At 60.4% G+C, this 15,645-nt stretch carries 14 protein-coding genes; 13 read left to right on the top strand and 1 reads right to left on the bottom strand.

The window, feature by feature from the left end:
* Positions 1–23: 23 nt before the first annotated feature.
* Together Q4T40_12275 and Q4T40_12270 are read left to right on the top strand one after the other, a co-directional pair.
* On the top strand, positions 24–554 hold the full coding sequence (locus Q4T40_12275) for a TlpA disulfide reductase family protein (GenBank protein MDT8902023.1): 531 nt from the start codon (positions 24–26) through the stop codon (positions 552–554).
* A 9-nt stretch (positions 555–563) separates the two neighbouring features.
* Positions 564–1,259 (top strand): cytochrome c biogenesis CcdA family protein, encoded by a 696-nt coding sequence (locus tag Q4T40_12270; protein MDT8902022.1) that lies wholly within the window; start codon positions 564–566, stop codon positions 1,257–1,259.
* Positions 1,260–1,497: 238 nt separating this feature from the next.
* Here the strand turns inward: Q4T40_12270 and Q4T40_12265 are convergent, their stop codons facing one another.
* Positions 1,498–1,770 (bottom strand): metal-sensitive transcriptional regulator, encoded by a 273-nt coding sequence (locus Q4T40_12265; GenBank protein MDT8902021.1) that lies wholly within the window; start codon positions 1,768–1,770, stop codon positions 1,498–1,500.
* A gap of 279 nt (positions 1,771–2,049) precedes the next feature.
* Here Q4T40_12265 and Q4T40_12260 point away from each other — a divergent pair, with 279 nt between their 5' ends.
* From Q4T40_12260 to Q4T40_12210, 11 genes are all read left to right on the top strand, one after another.
* Entirely contained in the window at positions 2,050–3,345 is a 1,296-nt protein-coding gene (locus Q4T40_12260) for an MFS transporter (GenBank protein MDT8902020.1), read from the top strand.
* Between the two features lie 293 nt (positions 3,346–3,638).
* Positions 3,639–4,646, top strand: coding sequence for a TRAP transporter substrate-binding protein (locus tag Q4T40_12255; protein MDT8902019.1), 1,008 nt, complete (start codon positions 3,639–3,641; stop codon positions 4,644–4,646).
* 81 nt (positions 4,647–4,727) lie between these two features.
* Positions 4,728–5,225 carry a TRAP transporter small permease gene (locus Q4T40_12250; GenBank protein MDT8902018.1) on the top strand — a complete coding sequence of 166 codons (498 nt, stop codon included), beginning with the start codon at positions 4,728–4,730 and terminating at the stop codon, positions 5,223–5,225.
* Positions 5,222–6,502, top strand: coding sequence for a TRAP transporter large permease (locus Q4T40_12245; GenBank protein MDT8902017.1), 1,281 nt, complete (start codon positions 5,222–5,224; stop codon positions 6,500–6,502). Before Q4T40_12250 ends, Q4T40_12245 begins: the two co-directional genes overlap by 4 nt.
* 331 nt (positions 6,503–6,833) lie before the next feature.
* Entirely contained in the window at positions 6,834–9,776 is a 2,943-nt protein-coding gene (locus Q4T40_12240) for a PEP/pyruvate-binding domain-containing protein (GenBank protein ID MDT8902016.1), read from the top strand.
* Positions 9,777–10,002: 226 nt separating this feature from the next.
* Positions 10,003–11,352, top strand: coding sequence for an NADP-specific glutamate dehydrogenase (gene gdhA, locus Q4T40_12235; protein MDT8902015.1), 1,350 nt, complete (start codon positions 10,003–10,005; stop codon positions 11,350–11,352).
* Between the two features lie 202 nt (positions 11,353–11,554).
* Complete coding sequence (locus tag Q4T40_12230; protein ID MDT8902014.1) at positions 11,555–12,415, top strand: YitT family protein; 861 nt, start codon at positions 11,555–11,557, stop codon at positions 12,413–12,415.
* 180 nt (positions 12,416–12,595) lie between these two features.
* The gene (locus tag Q4T40_12225; protein ID MDT8902013.1) at positions 12,596–12,844 is read left to right on the top strand and encodes a hypothetical protein; all 249 of its coding nucleotides are present in this window, start codon (positions 12,596–12,598) and stop codon (positions 12,842–12,844) included.
* Positions 12,841–14,658, top strand: a complete 1,818-nt coding sequence (locus Q4T40_12220; protein ID MDT8902012.1) for a cobalamin-dependent protein — start codon at positions 12,841–12,843, stop codon at positions 14,656–14,658. Before Q4T40_12225 ends, Q4T40_12220 begins: the two co-directional genes overlap by 4 nt.
* A gap of 72 nt (positions 14,659–14,730) precedes the next feature.
* The gene (locus tag Q4T40_12215; protein ID MDT8902011.1) at positions 14,731–15,180 is read left to right on the top strand and encodes a hypothetical protein; all 450 of its coding nucleotides are present in this window, start codon (positions 14,731–14,733) and stop codon (positions 15,178–15,180) included.
* A gap of 1 nt (position 15,181) precedes the next feature.
* Complete coding sequence (locus Q4T40_12210) at positions 15,182–15,643, top strand: RidA family protein (protein MDT8902010.1); 462 nt, start codon at positions 15,182–15,184, stop codon at positions 15,641–15,643.
* Positions 15,644–15,645: the final 2 nt, after the last annotated feature.

Genomic DNA, 15,645 nt, shown 5'->3' with positions numbered 1-15,645 from the left:
TCAAAACTACCCCGGAGGAAAACGTGAAAAAAATCCTGACCGTCTTGATCCCGCTGCTGGCAGCCGCCGTCGCCGCCGGATGCGCCCCGGCCCCGGCCCCGGTCCCCGCGCCCAAGCCTCCCGCCTCGGTTTCCACGCCCGAACCCGGCGTGACGGCCGGCAAAGCCGCGCCGCGCTTCACCCTCGGCAGCCTCGACGGCGCCCAGGTCGCCGCGCCCGTACCCGGCAAGGTCACCGTTCTTAATTTCTGGGCCACCTGGTGCCCGCCCTGCCGCGCGGAGATGCCCGAGCTGGATAAATTCGCCGCCGCCAACCCCGCCGTCGCCTTCTACGCCGTAAACCTTGAGGAGCCCGCCTCCAAGGTGGCCGCCTTCCTCGGCGAGCGCGGCCTTTCCCTGCCCGGCCTCCTCGACGCCGGCGGCGACGCCGCCCGCGCCTACCGCATCCGGTCCATCCCCACCACCGTCGTTGTCGACCGGGACGGCATCATCAGGTACCGTAAATCCGGCCCCGTGACCGCCGCCGAGCTGGCGGGCGTCGTCCAGGGCCTGTAGGAGCGTATTATGGACGGCAACGGCATCTCCTTGCTGGCCGCCTTCGCCGCCGGGGCGGTCTCCTTCCTGTCCCCCTGCGTCCTGCCCATCGTCCCGGCCTACCTCGCCGTCCTGACCGGCGACGGCGCGGGCGGGCGGCGGTTCGTCGTCAACACCGCCTGCTTTTTCGCCGGCTTCACCGTCGTCTTCATTCTCATGGGCGCTACCGCCTCGCTCCTCGGCCAGTTGTTCCTCGAGCACCAGGATACCGTCCGCAAGGCCGGCGCCGTCTTCATCGGCCTCATGGGCCTCCAGCTCGCCGGCCTCCTGCGCCTGCCCGGCTTGCACCGCGACCTGCGCCTCACTCCCGGCGGGCGGCTCGTAGGCCCGCTGGGCGCCTTCCTCCTCGGCCTCGCCCTCACCGCCGGCTGGACGCCCTGCGTCGGCCCCATTCTGGCCGCCATCCTCGTCTACGCCGGCATCGGCGCCACCTTCGCCCGCGGCGTCCTGCTCCTTGCCGCCTACGCCGCCGGCTTCGCCCTGCCCTTCCTGCTGTTCACCCTCCTCTACAAACGCTATTCTGCCCGTATCCGGGCGCGTTATCACTGGCTGCCCGCCGTCCAGAAGGCCGCCGGCGCCTTCCTGGTGCTCACCGGCGCGCTGCTCTACTTCGACTTGGTGCAAAAAGGCATCGGCATAATTTACGGCCTATGGCCCTGGAAATGAAAAAAACGGACGGGTTAACCCCATCCGTTTTTTTGTCAGGCTGCCGCCATACGCAACGACAGTGTATTGCCAGTACAAATGACAGCGAAAATGCCAGGGCAAATGCCAGGGCAAATGCCAGCGAATGTCAGGGAACGGCCGTTCCCTCCAACCCCCCTGAACAACGCCCCAAAAACCCCGCATAAAGCCCCCAAAAGCGGCAATAGCTCCCCGAAGCTCCCCAAAGCTCCCTCGGAACTTACTTAAGGAAAGCCAGCATCTGCCGCACAACCTGCTCGACCCGTTCCTTGTCCTCCGGCTTAGTATCCACGCCGCTTAGCAGGCATTCCAGAGTATTCTGCTCAAGTATGAAAATGCCGATTTTTTCGACCGACGCCCTGACAGCCGCCAACTGCACAAGGATGTTGCTGCACTCCTGCGAATCTTCCACCATCCGCTCTATGCCGGCTATGTGGCCTTTGACGTTGCGCAGGCGGTTGAGAACATCAAGGCGCACCGACTGATGAACCATTGCTACACCTCTTTTCAGTACTCGCCCCCGAGGGGGGAGGGTATACCCATATTATAGACAATTTCTGTCTCTGATGCAAATAAAGTGTTTTCTGAAAATTAGGTCATAAGTCTTACCCGCTGTGGCCATCAGCGGTGCAAATATGTGTCGGTGAGGGAGATAATAATTAACAAAATTTACTTTCCAAATTTTCTCACAATCGCTTGACCAATACCGAGGACACGAGTAAAATTAGACTATTACCGCACTTAATCTTATGTTCAAAGGGAGGTTTTTCCATTGGAAACCGAGAAGGTTGTTCCTCAGGCAACCGCAACGATGAAACCGACCCGCCAAAGGGCAATTCTCGTCGGCATTTTGCTGCTCACCCTGCTCATTGCCTATTTGGACCGGGTCAACGTATCGGTGTTGTTGGCCGATAAGACATTTCTCACCGATATGGGTATCGCCGGCAAGCCGATTGAGATGGGCAAACTGATGACTTATTTCCTGATCGCCTACGGGGTGGCGAACGTAGCTCTCAGCCCGCTTGGCGATATTTGGGGCCCCAGGGTTGCAATGTCCCTCTCTATTTTCCTGTGGACTCTTTCTGTAATGATCGGCGGCTTCGCCACAACCTTCGGGACCATGCTGGTTGCCCGCGTTATTCTCGGCGTCGGTGAAGGTATGCACTGGCCGATGCAGAGTTCGTTCGTCAAGAACTGGTTCCCGCCTCAGGAACGCGGCAAGGCCAACGCTGTCTGGCTTATCGGTCTGATGTCCGGCCCGATGCTCGCGATGCCGTTTTTCACCTGGATAGTCGGCTCCTGGGGTTGGCGGCCCAGCTTCTTCGTGCTTGCGGTCCTCGGTGTTATTCCCCTTATTCTGATCTGGTTCTTCACCACCGACCATCCGCGGCAGCACAAGGGCGTTAACAAGGCCGAACTGGAGCATATCGAATCGGCGCTCAAGCAGGAAGCCGAAGCTGAGGCTTCCATGAAGACGGAGAGCCTCTCTGAGCGGCTGGCGTCCTTCTGCGGCAACTACCGTTTCTGGCTGCTGACCGTAAACTATTTCTGCATCGCGTCCATCTGGTGGGGCACTATGGCCTGGCTGCCGTCATACCTTAAGGCGGCCCGCGGCTTTTCCTGGGCGGAGATGGGGGCGCTGGCTTCGCTGCCGTACTTCCTCGGCACGGTCAGCATCCTGTATTTCGGCCATATTTCCGATAAGCTCGGGCGCAGGGCGCCGTTCGTGGCCGTATCCCACCTGCTGGCGGCGGCCGGCATATACTTCGGCGCTCATGCCACCAACAATCTCTATGCCGCGCTGCTGATCTCGTTCGGTATCGGCGCGATCGCGATCGCGCTGCCGTCGTCGTGGTCGCTGCTGCAGAAGATCGTGCCCGGCAAGGCGATTGGCGCCGGCGCCGGCATGATGAACGGCCTGGCAAACGGCGGGTCGGCTTTCTCGCCGATACTCATCGGTTATTTCATCGCCATGACCGGCGGCTACGTCGGCGGCCTGATGTTCCTTGTCGGGTGCGGCGCATTGGGCTTCGTCTGCATGGCGATTCTCTCGATGCAAAAGTACTGATGCGGGGTTGATTTCGCGCAATCGAGGCAAAATAGCCGGGATAAGGGCCGCGGTCCTTATCCCGGTTCGCTTTCCGCTTTGATTGAATTTGTCTGGATGCGCAGGAATTTTCGCCATAATGTTGAAACCAACTAGACAGAGAGACAATTCAGAATTGTTCATGGTTTCACAAGCCTGGCGGGCATGATGCGCGCCCGTGCCCGCCGGCAAAAAAGGGAGGGAAGGGAAGGTTTTTTTGTTTGCATCGGCGCAGCAGGTTTTTGCCACATTATTATTTAGAAGGAGTGAACCCTGTGAAGAAACTGGTTGCCATTCTGGTGCTGCTCGTGTTCGTTATCGTGGCCGCTGGCTGCGGCGGCGGCAGCAAATCCGCCGACAAAGGCGGCGAGTACAAGGCCACTTTGAAGCTGACCTCGACTCAGACCAAGGATCATCCTTACATGGTTGGCGCCCAGAAATTCGCCGACCTGATCAAAGAACGGTCCAAAGGTCGCATCCAGATTACCCTTTATCCCGACGGCCAGCTGGGCAAGGGCGAGCGGGAGATGCTTGAGGGCCTGCAGCAGGGTACCATCGATATTTATGTCGGCTCTACCGGGCCGGTGGGCAACTTCAGCCCGTCGATGAATATTCTCGATATCCCCTTCCTGTTCCGGGACTTCGCTCATGTCGACAAGGTGCTTGACGGCCCGATCGGCCAGAATCTGCTCAAGGATCTGGAAAAGGCCAACCTGATCGGCCTGGCGTTCTGGGAAAACGGTTTCCGCCACCTGACCAACTCCAAGGTGGCCGTGAAGACGCCGGAGGATGCCAAGGGTCTCAAGATCCGCGTTATGGAGAACAAGGTTCATCTGCTGGCCTGGAAGACCGCCGGCCTGAACCCGACGCCGATGGCGTGGGGCGAGGTGTACCCCGCCCTGCAGCAGAAGGTCATCGACGGTCAGGAGAATCCGGTGGCCGTGTTCTACGCGTCGAAGTTCTGGGAGGTTCAGAAGTACTTCTCGCTGACCCAGCATGTTTATTCGCCGGCTCCGTTCATCGTGAGCAAGAAGACCTGGGATAAGATGCCGAAGGCTGACCAGGAATTGTTCCGCAAGACCGCCATGGAAGTCGCCCAGTTCCAGCGCAAGATCAACCGCGACGCCGAGGCGGCCAAGCTGAAGGAAATGGAAGGCAAGGGTCTCACTGTTATCCGCGATGTTGACAAAGCGGCGTGGCAAAAGGCCATGAAGCCCGCGTTCGACGAGTTCTCCAAGCAGTTCGGCAAAGACAAGATCGATGCCATCATGAACACGAAATAGTATATTGCCGGCCGACCGCCGGGCGCCCCTGACCGGGCGGCCGGCGGCCGGCATCAACCAGTAAAACCCGGGAGTGATTTCATGCAGCTGCTTCAGCGAATCAACGCTGTTCTCCTCAAGGTGGCCAGTTGGGGCACCATCTTTTTTATGGCTGTTATGGCCATCGTCATACCTTACGAAGTTTTCGGCCGGTACGTGCTGGAGATGATGTCCACGTGGTCAGGCGAGGTAGCGACTTTTTCGCTGGTGTGGGCGACAATGCTGGGAGGGGCGGTGGGCCTTAAAAAAGGCTACCAGGTAGGGATGGTGGCCGTGCTTGAGCATTTGCCGCCGTTGGCGGCCCGCCTCATGCAGGGTGTAGGGTATTTGTTCATGTTCTTTTTCCTCGGAATCATGATTTTTTACGGGACAGAGCAGACTATCGCCAATATCGCCCAACGGTCGCCGGCGATGCAGATCCCGATGTGCTACCCGTACGCGGCGCTGCCGCTCGGCTTTTTCCTGATGCTGCTGGTTACGCTGGAGGATTTCCTGCGGTTTGTGAAGAACGGCTCCGGGAAGGAGGGGGATGAGGCATGACATGGTTATTTGTGGCCTCGTTCGTCATCCTGCTGTCGCTGGGCATCCCGATCGCCATCGGCCTAAGCGGTTCGGCCCTTACTTATATTCTGCTGTCCGGTGAGGATATTTCGCTTACAATCCTGACGCAGACGGCGTTCGCCGGCATGGCGTCTTTCCCGCTTCTGGCCATTCCGCTGTTCATGCTGGCCGGCAATCTTATGAACGAGGGCGGGCTCACCCAGGATCTCGTACGTTTCGCCCGGCTGCTGCTCGGCCATATCAGCGGCGGCCTAGGGCTGGCGACTATCCTGGCCAGCGCCATTTTCGCCGCCATCTCGGGCGCGGCGGTGGCAACGGCGGTGGCCATCGGAATGGTGATGATCCCGGCGATGAAACAGGCCGGCTACGAGGAGGACGTGTCCGCCGCGGTTACGGCCACGGCGTCCTGCATGGGCCCGATCATTCCGCCGAGCATTCCGTTCATCGTTTACGGGGTTATCGCCAACGTTTCCATCGGCGCTCTTTTCCTGGGCGGCGTCGCCCCCGGCGCCCTGCTCGGCATTGGCCTGATGGTTTATATGTGGTATATCGCCCGGAAGCGCAAATATCCGGTCGAAAAGCAAGCCAGCTTCAAAGAGGTTGTCGTCGGCGCCTGGCAGGCATTGCCGGCGCTGCTGATGCCGGTTATTATCATGGGCGGCATTTTGAGCGGCGTGTTCACGCCTACCGAGGCCGCCGGCGTGGTAACGGTGTACGCGTTTGTTGTCGGGGTGTTCTTTTACCGGCGGCTTAAGTGGAAGCGGCTGCCGACCGTTCTGCTCAACGCCGGCCTGGAATCGGCGATGATCATGCTGCTGCTCGGCCTGTCGGAGCCTTTTTCGTGGGTGGTGGCGGTGGAGCAGCTGCCGCAGATGATGATCGAGGCGATCAGGCAGGTGAGCGATTCGCCGTGGGTGGTGCTGCTGCTGGTCAACCTGGCGCTTATCCTTGTCGGCATCCCGATCGAGACGGCGCCGGCGCTGGTTATCGTCGCCCCGGTGCTGGCCCCGATGGCCGCGAAGATGGGTATCGACCCCGTCCACATGGGGGTTGTCGTGTGCTTCAACCTTGTCCTGGGGCTGGTTACGCCACCGGTGGGCGCGGTGCTGTTCGCGGTGTGCGGGATAACCGGCATGTCGCTTGAAAAGCTCAGCCGGGCCATCTGGGCGCCTTTCTGGATCGCCATCGTGGTGCTTGTGCTAATAACCTATATCCCGGCGCTGAGTACTTTCCTGCCGAACCTGCTGATGAAATGACGGAAGCCGCCCCCGCTGGGGCGGTTTTTCTTTTTTGCGTATAGCGATCAGCCGGCCGTCACAGGCTATATAGGGACCAGTTTAGGAGGTGACGGCATGGACGAGAAGAAGCAGGACAGAATTACCCATCGCCCCGACCAGGATATGGCCGAGAAGAACGCGGTCGAGATTACCGAGGTGCTGTCAAGTCTTCCCTGAAGACAGGCAACCAGTGGTTGCCTGTCTTATGAAGCAGGCGCGACCTGCTTCTTTTTTTATTTTCAGAATTATCGCCAGGTGGTATTCTAAAAGTATAGTGTGAAACGGTCGATTCGGGGCAGGGAGGAAAACGATGAAACGGTTTACCGATTTGAAGACCCGCTTTTCCAGCGTCCATGATCTGATGAAGTACAGGGTTACGGAGATACTGCTGATTTCGACGCCTTACGACGGGTTCGTCCTTGAGGAGGACGGGCAGTTGTCGGAGCAGATATATAATCAGTTTGCCGACCTCAATCTGCCGATCATCCCGCGCATCGAGAAGGTGTCCAGCCAGGAGGAGGCTTTCGAGGTGCTGGGGACGAGAACGTTCCACCTTATTATCACGATGTCCCGGGTCAGCGACCTGAGCGAGTTCGAGTTCGAGAAGGCGCTGAAGGAGGCCTGTCCGGATATTCCGATTGTCATGCTGTCCTACGACCGCCTGACTGACGAGATGATCGCCAAGATCAGGAGGAATACATGCATCGACCGGGTTTTCTACTGGTCGGGAGATAATAAGATCCTGCTGGCGATTATCAAGTATGTCGAGGATAAGCTGAATGTCGAGGCCGATAGCAGGCAAGGCGTCCAGGTTATTCTGCTGGTCGACGATTCGCCGGCGTACTATTCGCAGTTCCTGCCGCTCATCTACACGGAGATTCTCACTCAGACGCGCTATTTGGTCAAGCATGCCATGAATATCAGCCACGGCCTCCTGAGGGTGCGTCTGCGGCCGAAGATTCTGCTGGCGGAAACATTCGAAGAGGCGATGGCGATCATCTACCGATACCGGCACAACCTGCTCGGGGTCATTTCCGACGTGAGTTTTCCCAAGGACGGGGCGATGAACCCGTCCGCGGGCATCGAGCTGGCCCACAGGGTGCGCGAGATCTTCAGCGATTTCCCGTTCGTGCTGCAGTCGGAGCAGGTGGAGAACGCCGAGCGGGCGAAGGAGATCGGCGTGCATTTCCTGAACAAGAATTCGTCTAACCTGCTGCATGAGCTGAGGGCCTTCATTCTTGAGAATTACGGCTTCGGGTCGTTCATCTTCCGATACCCTGACGGCAGTATTATCGAAGAGGCGACCGACATAACGAATTTCGAGCGAATCCTCCGCGAGCTTCCCGACGAGAGCCTGTATTACCATGCGGCCCACAATCATTTTTCGCGGTGGTTCAGAGCCCGCGCCGAGGTGGAGGTGGCCGACAAGCTGCGCTATATCGACGCGTCGGAGTTCGCCAGCGTCGCCGATATCAGGACGTATATCCTCGATGTGCTGAGGGCTTATTTCCAGCGCTATCAGTCGGGCGTCATCCTCGATTTCGAGGGGCTGTCGAAGAAGGATATGGAGAATGCCTTCATCAGGCTGGGGAGCGGTTCGCTGGGCGGCAAGGCCAGGGGGATCGCCTTTATCAACGCGCTGCTTTCCAAGGCCCAGCTTACCGACAAGTACGAGGATATCAGGATCAAGGTGCCGCGGTCGTTCGTGATCTGCAGCGACGTTTACGAGCAGTTCCTGGAAGATAACGATCTTTACGGGTTCACGGCCGGTACGCGCGACGAGGCGGAGATCGCCCGCGCATTCCTGGCGGCCGAGCTGCCGGCGGCCATCAGGAAGAACCTGGAGGTGCTGACCCAGTATCTGCGGTGCCCGCTGGCGGTTCGGTCGTCGAGTATCCTCGAGGATTCGCGGGTGCTGCCGTTCGCCGGGATTTATAAGACGTATGTGGCGCCCAACAGCCACGAGGACCAGGCGGTCCGCTGCAAGCAGCTCTGCGACGCGGTGAAGCTGGTGTATGCGTCGGTTTTCTACGCCGCTCCCGCGCAGTACGCGAAGAACGCCGGCATCCGCATCGAGGAGGAGAAGATGGCGGTTCTCATCCAGGAGCTGGTGGGGGAAAGCTACGGCGACCTGTATTATCCGGTTATCTCCGGGGTGGCCCAGTCGTACAATTTTTATCCCTACGAGCCGATGAAGCCGGAGGAGGGCACGGTCAACCTCGCCCTGGGGCTGGGGCACGCGGTGGTGAACGGCGAGCAGGTGTACCGTTTTTCGCCGGCCCATCCTAGGCTGAATCCGCCGTACGCCGGGCCGGATGATTATTTCAAGAAGTCGCAGCGCTCGTTTTACGCGGTCAATTTGAAGGCTTCCGCCGATATTTCGCTGCGCGCCGAAGACGACTGCAGCTACGAGAAGCTGCCGGTCTCCCGGGCGGAGCCGGACGGAACGCTGGAGTTCGTCGGCAGCACGTTTTCGCCCGAGGACGATTATATCCACGACGATGTCAACCGGCCGGGCCCCAAGCTGGTGACTTTCGCCCCGATCCTCAAGCACGACCGGTTGCCGCTTGCCGGCATCGTCAAGGATCTGCTCAGGCTGGGCAAGCAGTCGTTCGGCGCCGATGTCGAGATCGAGTTCGCCGTCAATATTCCCCGGGACAGGGAGAAGACGAAGGAGTTTTATTTCCTGCAGATCCGGCCGATGGTGGTCGGCAGCGAGGCCGTCCAGGTACGGGTGGACGACGGGGGGGACGCGCTTTGCTACAGCGACCATACGATCGGCAACGGGTTCTATGAGGATATCCGCGATATTATCTTCGTCGATCCGGAGGCGTTCGAGTTGAAGGACAGCGTCGAGATCGCCGCCGAAATCGGGGAGCTGAACGGCCGGCTTTTCCGGGAAGGGCGCCGCTGCCTCCTGATCGGCTTCGGGCGGCTGGGTACCTCGGACAGGTGGCTGGGCATCCCGCTGGACTGGTCGCAGATGTCCCAGGCCCGGGTGATTGTCGAGGTCGACCGGGCGGATCTGCGTCCGGAGCCTTCGCTGGGCAGCCATTTCTTCCATAATCTGACGGCGACGAAGATGGGTTACTTTCATATCGGCTACGGAGGAGGCGAGGCCCGCCTCGACTGGGACTGGCTGCTGCGCCAGCCGGTGCTCGATAAGACCAGGCGCGTGCGGCTGGTGAGGAGGGAAGAGCCGTTCCTGGTGAAGATCGACGGACGGAGCTTCCGGGGGGTGGTGTATAAGTGACCCGCCAGGGCGGAACAAGGGGTGGGGGACAACCATCACCATCCTACAGGAAAATTCGAAAATAATGTATACATTATACATTATTTGGTGCTATAATTTATTTAAATAGTCAATTAATTCCGATAGCGGCTTTTTGTGGCGGGGGGGATGAGAGAACCGTAAAGAGTCGGTATAACGGGCATATTAGAAGCATATTAGAGAAAAGAAGAAAAATGGGGGAATTGATATGGCAAACGCAAAACAGTATTGCGAGGAGCTCTTTCAGAGAGTGACCGAGCGCAACGCGAACGAACCCGAGTTTCATCAGGCGGTCAAGGAGGTCCTCGAATCGCTGGTTCCGGTGCTGGATAAGCACCCTGAGTACATCAGCGCGGGCATTGTGGAAAGGATAGTCGAGCCTGAGCGCCAGATCATCTTCCGGGTGCCCTGGGTGGACGACACCGGCAAGGTGCGGGTCAACAGGGGGTTCCGGATCCAGTTCAACAGCGCTATCGGGCCGTACAAGGGCGGGCTGAGGTTCCATCCGTCCGTTAACGTGGGTATATTGAAGTTCCTGGGCTTCGAGCAGACGTTCAAGAATTCGCTGACCGGCCTGCCGATCGGCGGCGGCAAGGGCGGCTCCGACTTCGATCCCAAGGGCAAGTCGGATAATGAAGTGATGCGTTTCTGCCAGAGCTTCATGACTGAGTTATATAGGCATATCGGCCAGGATATCGACGTGCCCGCCGGCGACATCGGCGTGGGCGGCCGCGAGGTCGGCTTCCTGTTCGGCCAGTTCAAGCGGATCAAGAACGCTTACGAGGCCGGTGTGCTGACCGGCAAGGGCCTGACCTTCGGCGGCAGTCTTGTCAGGACGCAGGCCACCGGTTACGGCCTGGTGTATTTCCTTGACGAGATGCTCAAGGATAAGGGGATGTCCCTCGCCGGCAAGACAGTGCTTGTTTCCGGGTCGGGCAACGTGTCGATCTACGCCACGGAGAAGGTGCAGCAGCTGGGCGGCAAGGTCGTGGCGGTGAGCGATTCGAACGGCTATGTTTATGACGCCGAGGGCATCAATCTGGCGACTGTGAAGCGGATCAAGGAAGTGGAGCGGGGCCGGATTTCCGAGTACGTAAAAGCCCATCCGAAGGCGGAGTATCACACCGGCTGGACCGGCATCTGGACGATTCCGTGCGATATCGCCCTGCCGTGCGCGACGCAGAACGAGATCGACGAGAACTCGGCCAAGATCCTTGTAAAGAACGGCTGCAAGGCGGTGGCCGAAGGCGCGAATATGCCGACGACCCTCGAAGGGACGAAGGTGTTCCTGGACAGCGGCGTGATGTTCGGGCCGGCGAAGGCCGCGAACGCGGGCGGGGTCGCCACTTCGGCGCTGGAGATGACCCAGAACAGCATGCGGCTGGCGTGGACGTTCGAAGAGGTGGACGCCAAGCTGAAGAATATCATGGTCAATATCTTCAAGAATTCCAGCAAGGCGGCCGAGGATTACGGCCTGAAGGGCAACCTGGTCGCCGGCGCGAATATCGCCGGGTTCGTGAAGGTCGCCGAGGCGATGAAGGCCCAGGGGATTGTGTGATTTAAGTTCCCGGCATTGACAGGGTGTATCGCGTGAAAGTCCCCGTCCGCCAGTGTGCGGACGGGGACTTTTTGCGGCTTGTGGGTAAGCTTGACAGGCTTGCCGGAAATGGGTATTATTGTTTTAACAATGGCGAGCGATGCGCGGGAGGCTGGGCACAGTCTCTTTTTTATTTCATTTTTGCTTGTGAGGGAGGCAGGCGATGGTGGCGAAGCGGGGGTTGGCGGTCAGGTTCGTGAAGAAGTACGCCCTGCTGTTTTTCGGTTCGGTGGTGGCGGCGACGGGGCTGGAGTTTTTTCTCATTCCCAATCAGATTATCGATGGCGGCATCGTCGGTGTTTCGATCCTGCTGAGCCATACCACGGGTATCGACATTAGTCTGCTGCTGGTGTTGCTGAATCTGCCGTTCCTGTATGTCGGTTATAAGCAGATCGGCAAGTCGTTTTGCATTTCGACGCTGTTTTCGGTGGTGTCGCTGTCTTACTGGGTGTATATTTTCCATCCGATTCCGGAGTTGACCAAGGATTTTTTCCTGGCGGCGACGTTCGGCGGGGTTCTGGTCGGCGTCGGAGTGGGGCTGATCATCCGTAACGGCGGGTCGCTGGACGGGACGGAGATCGTGGCGATCATCCTCGATAAGAAGAGCGGTTTTTCGGTGGGCGAGATTATCATGTTTTTCAACGTGTTCATCCTCGGTAGCGCCGGCCTGGTGTTCGGCTGGGACAAGGCGATGTATTCGCTGGTGGCTTATTTCGTCGCCTTCAAGGTGATCGATATTACGATCGAGGGCTTGGACGAGTCGAAGGGGGTGATGATCGTTTCCGATTGCGCCGACGAGATAAGGGAGGTGCTGCTCGCCAGGCTGGGGAGGGGCGTGACCGTCCTGCACGGGGAGGGCGGTTACAGCCAGGAGCCGAAGAAGGTGCTGTATTCGGTGGTGACCAGGCTGGAGATCGCCAAGTTGAAGTCGATCATCGATGATGTCGATCCGGATGCTTTTGTGACGATTCAGGATGTTCACGATGTTATCGGCGGGAGGGTGAAAAAGAAGGCGATCCACTGACAGGGACGCCCGCGAGGCTGCCCGGCGACCGTAAAACGCGGTTGCCGGGCAGCCTCTTTTTTTCTGGAGTGTTCCGGCAGCCGGAAGACAGGCGGGACGGCGCGGGGCGCTGCGGGCGGCGGTATAAAGCTTGGCAAGGCGTCCAATACTAGCCATGAGGCTATGCTAGGGGGGATTTGCTTGGATAAGGCCCTGGAACGGGTGATGGACGCGCTGGATGTGGAGACTTTTTTCGTTTGCGGCAGCGAGGAGGCGGGCCGCAAGTATATGCTCGGGTTGCTTAAGGATTTCGGGTTCAAGGATGTGGATGTGGTTTTCGCGCAGTACGAGGGACCGGGGGTAAGGGTGCGGGGCCGGGCGTACGTTTATCGACCCGCCGACCGGTACCGCTGGCTGCTGGGCGATGCGGGCGGGGAGGCGGGCGTATGAGCAGGGTGCTGCTGGCGCCGCTCGACCCGGTGCATGATATCGGCCTGAAGATGGTCGCCCGCGGGCTGGAGCAGGCGGGGCACGAGACGGTGCTGCTGCCGCCCGATCTGACGCCGGAGGAGATTGTGAGCCAGGCGCTCGGGCAGGGGGCGGGGACGCTGCTGGTCAGCCGCACGCTTGGGTACGGCGTGGCCGAACTGTTGGCCCGGTTCATCGATCTGGCCGACGCGGCCGGTCTGCGGGCGAAGACGCGGATCGGCATCGGCGGGATGGCGGTGAGGCGGGAGTTGGCCGCCGAACTGGGGTTCGACGCCGGCTTCGGCCCAGGGACGTCGGTGGAGGAGGTGGTATGCTTCGTCGAGCGGCGGGAGTATGCGCCCGATCCGACCCGGACCCGAAAGGAAAAGGCGGATATGACGGCCGGCTACGATTACCGCTACCGCCATGCGGGTATCGCGGGCAAGCTGGAGACGATCAGCGCGATGATTGTCGATTGGGCGAAGGTGAGGACGTCGCCGGGGGTGGAGCGCGCCCGGCTGCGCGACGAGCTGTGGGATGCGGCGCGGTGGCGGGCGCGCGAGGGCAACGGCGAGTTCCCGGAGCATTATCCGGCGCTGTGCGGCGAAATGCCGCGCCGGTTTTACGAGACAGGCGAGCTTCATCCCAAGACGCGGCGGTTTACCAAGGACGAGGTGGCGGGGCTGGAGGGCTATCTGGCGGAAGCCAAGGCCCGCATGTCGGTGCTGAAGCTGCAGCATAGCCGTAAGCGACCGCTGGTGTTCAATCAATACGGCACCGGCTGCCCGTTTATGGATATCGGCCATATTCTGGCGAGCGAGGCGTGGGGAGCAGACGGGGTGGTGCATTTCGATCCGTCGTGGGGGGCGCGGACGGAGGGGTTTTTGGACGGGTTCCTCACCCACCAGGAGGATGGTACGGTGATCACGCCGGCCAATCTTAACCGTATCGGCGCGGGGCGGGAGAAGTCGACGCTGTGGCAGGTGCGCGCCCACCGCGGTCTGAATACGCCTGAGACGGTGGTGCTGGCGGCGAAGCTGGGCGCCGACCTTACGAAGATTAATATCTGTTACGGGGCGTTGGGAGCGGGGACCGATCCCGAGCGGCTGACGGTGGACGGTTATAACGCGATTTTGTATGCGAAGAAGTATAATCTGCCGTTCGATGTGGTGACGAACGAGGAGCTGGCCGGGGTGCCGGCTTATAAGGCGTTCGCCGGGATGCTGATCGTGGCCGATCTGGCGGTGCGCCTGGGGGCGCGACCCATTCTTCAGCCGTTGTTCGCGTATTCGCCGGAGGTGATGATCCACGGGCTGATGGAGGATAATTACGTGGATTTCAACGCGGCGAAGGTGACGGCGCTCAGGGGGATTGTGAACGCCCCGATTTGGCCGGGGGCGCCGATCGGGTTTCTGACCCATACCGAGGACCGGGTGCAGTCGGCGATGGCGACGGCGCTGCACGCCTGCCTGGCGGCGGCGCTGGAGGTGGATGCGATTTCGATCGCGTCCACGGATGAGGCGTATTCAGGGGGGCCGATTTCGGCGCCGGCGAAGGTGGATACGCTGCGGGCGGTGCAGGAGTCGTTCCGCTTTCTCGGTCAGGCGGGGATCGCCCCGACGGCGGCGGCGGATACGGAGGCGGCAAAGCTTGTGGACGGTATCGAGGGGGTGCTGGCTGAGGTTATCAAGGCGGGGGATTTTGTCGCCGCGCTGCATGCCGGCGCTCTGGGCAGCAGGGAGGAGGGGGCGTACCCCGGACGGGCCGGCAAGGATACGGTGCGGACGGTGGGGTAAAATGCGGGGCTACATATTTTCCGCGCGCCGAGGGATGATAATGGCGTGAGTCGGGCTGGAGGGAGGGCTGACATGGGTACCGATCCCTACGCGGCGGGTAAGTTCGCCGCCAATCCTTATGCGAAGAAGAGCGCGGTCGAGGGGCCGCTGGTGGTGGTGCTGCAGGGGAGGATGGAGGACCGGGGGCTGGCGCTGATCACGCCGATTTCCCGCTGCCTCCGCCGCCACGACGTCCATGAGCTCATTCTGACGGATGAGCCGGGGGCCAGGCCCGGCAGCCGGGTGGACCGCATCGCTTATCTCGGCTTTTTCGCCGTGGAGCGGGGCGGGGTGCTGGTGAGCGGCGACGAGGTGCTGCTGGCCGGTCGCCCGGTGGGGGTGCTGGCGGGTTTCGACGAGACGCATATGCCCAATCATCTTAATATCGTGGTCAGGACCGACCGGCTGCAGACCGGGGTGGAGCTGGGGGCGCCGCTGGGCGCTGCCGTGAGCTTCCGGTTGCCGGGCGAAGGAGGTGAGTAGGATGAGTATCGAGAGTAAACTGCAGGAGCTGGGGCTGACGCTGCCGGAGGCGCCCAAGCCAGTGGCGGCGTATGTGCCGGCGGTGATGGCGGGCGGGTATGTGTACACGGCCGGCCAGATACCGTTCGTGGGCGGCGAGCTGAAGTACAAGGGCAAGGTTGGCCGCGACCTGGACGAGAGCCAGGGGTATGAGGCGGCTCGCGTGTGCGTGTTGAACTGCCTGAGTGTTATCAAGGCCCAGATCGGCAGCCTGGACAAGGTCGAGCAGGTTGTCAAGGTGACAGGGTTCGTGGCCAGCGCGCCGGGGTTCGGCGGCCAGCCGAAGGTGATCAACGGGGCGTCGGAGCTGCTGGGCCAGGTTTTCGGCGACAAGGGCCTGCACGCGCGGTCGGCGGTGGGCGTGAATGAGCTGCCGCTGGACGCCGCCTGCGAGGTGGAGATGATCGTGAAGGTGAAACAATAAAG

It is taken from the genome of Selenomonadales bacterium 4137-cl (genome assembly GCA_032334055.1).
In the GTDB taxonomy this organism is placed as follows: Bacteria; Bacillota; Negativicutes; order Sporomusales; family UBA7701; genus Anaeroselena; species Anaeroselena agilis.
The sequence above is the reverse complement of the archived record's forward strand: the minus strand, read 5'-3'. Positions and strand labels throughout refer to the sequence as shown.

Coding starts and splice junctions, on each gene's coding strand:
- Q4T40_12270 (MDT8902022.1), top strand. CDS start 564: ATGGACGGCAACGGCATCTCCTTGCTGGCCGCCTTCGCCGCCGGGGCG.
- Q4T40_12265 (MDT8902021.1), bottom strand. CDS start 1,770: ATGGTTCATCAGTCGGTGCGCCTTGATGTTCTCAACCGCCTGCGCAAC.
- Q4T40_12250 (MDT8902018.1), top strand. CDS start 4,728: ATGCAGCTGCTTCAGCGAATCAACGCTGTTCTCCTCAAGGTGGCCAGT.
- Q4T40_12245 (MDT8902017.1), top strand. CDS start 5,222: ATGACATGGTTATTTGTGGCCTCGTTCGTCATCCTGCTGTCGCTGGGC.
- Q4T40_12240 (MDT8902016.1), top strand. CDS start 6,834: ATGAAACGGTTTACCGATTTGAAGACCCGCTTTTCCAGCGTCCATGAT.
- gdhA (MDT8902015.1), top strand. CDS start 10,003: ATGGCAAACGCAAAACAGTATTGCGAGGAGCTCTTTCAGAGAGTGACC.
- Q4T40_12230 (MDT8902014.1), top strand. CDS start 11,555: ATGGTGGCGAAGCGGGGGTTGGCGGTCAGGTTCGTGAAGAAGTACGCC.
- Q4T40_12220 (MDT8902012.1), top strand. CDS start 12,841: ATGAGCAGGGTGCTGCTGGCGCCGCTCGACCCGGTGCATGATATCGGC.
- Q4T40_12215 (MDT8902011.1), top strand. CDS start 14,731: ATGGGTACCGATCCCTACGCGGCGGGTAAGTTCGCCGCCAATCCTTAT.
- Q4T40_12210 (MDT8902010.1), top strand. CDS start 15,182: ATGAGTATCGAGAGTAAACTGCAGGAGCTGGGGCTGACGCTGCCGGAG.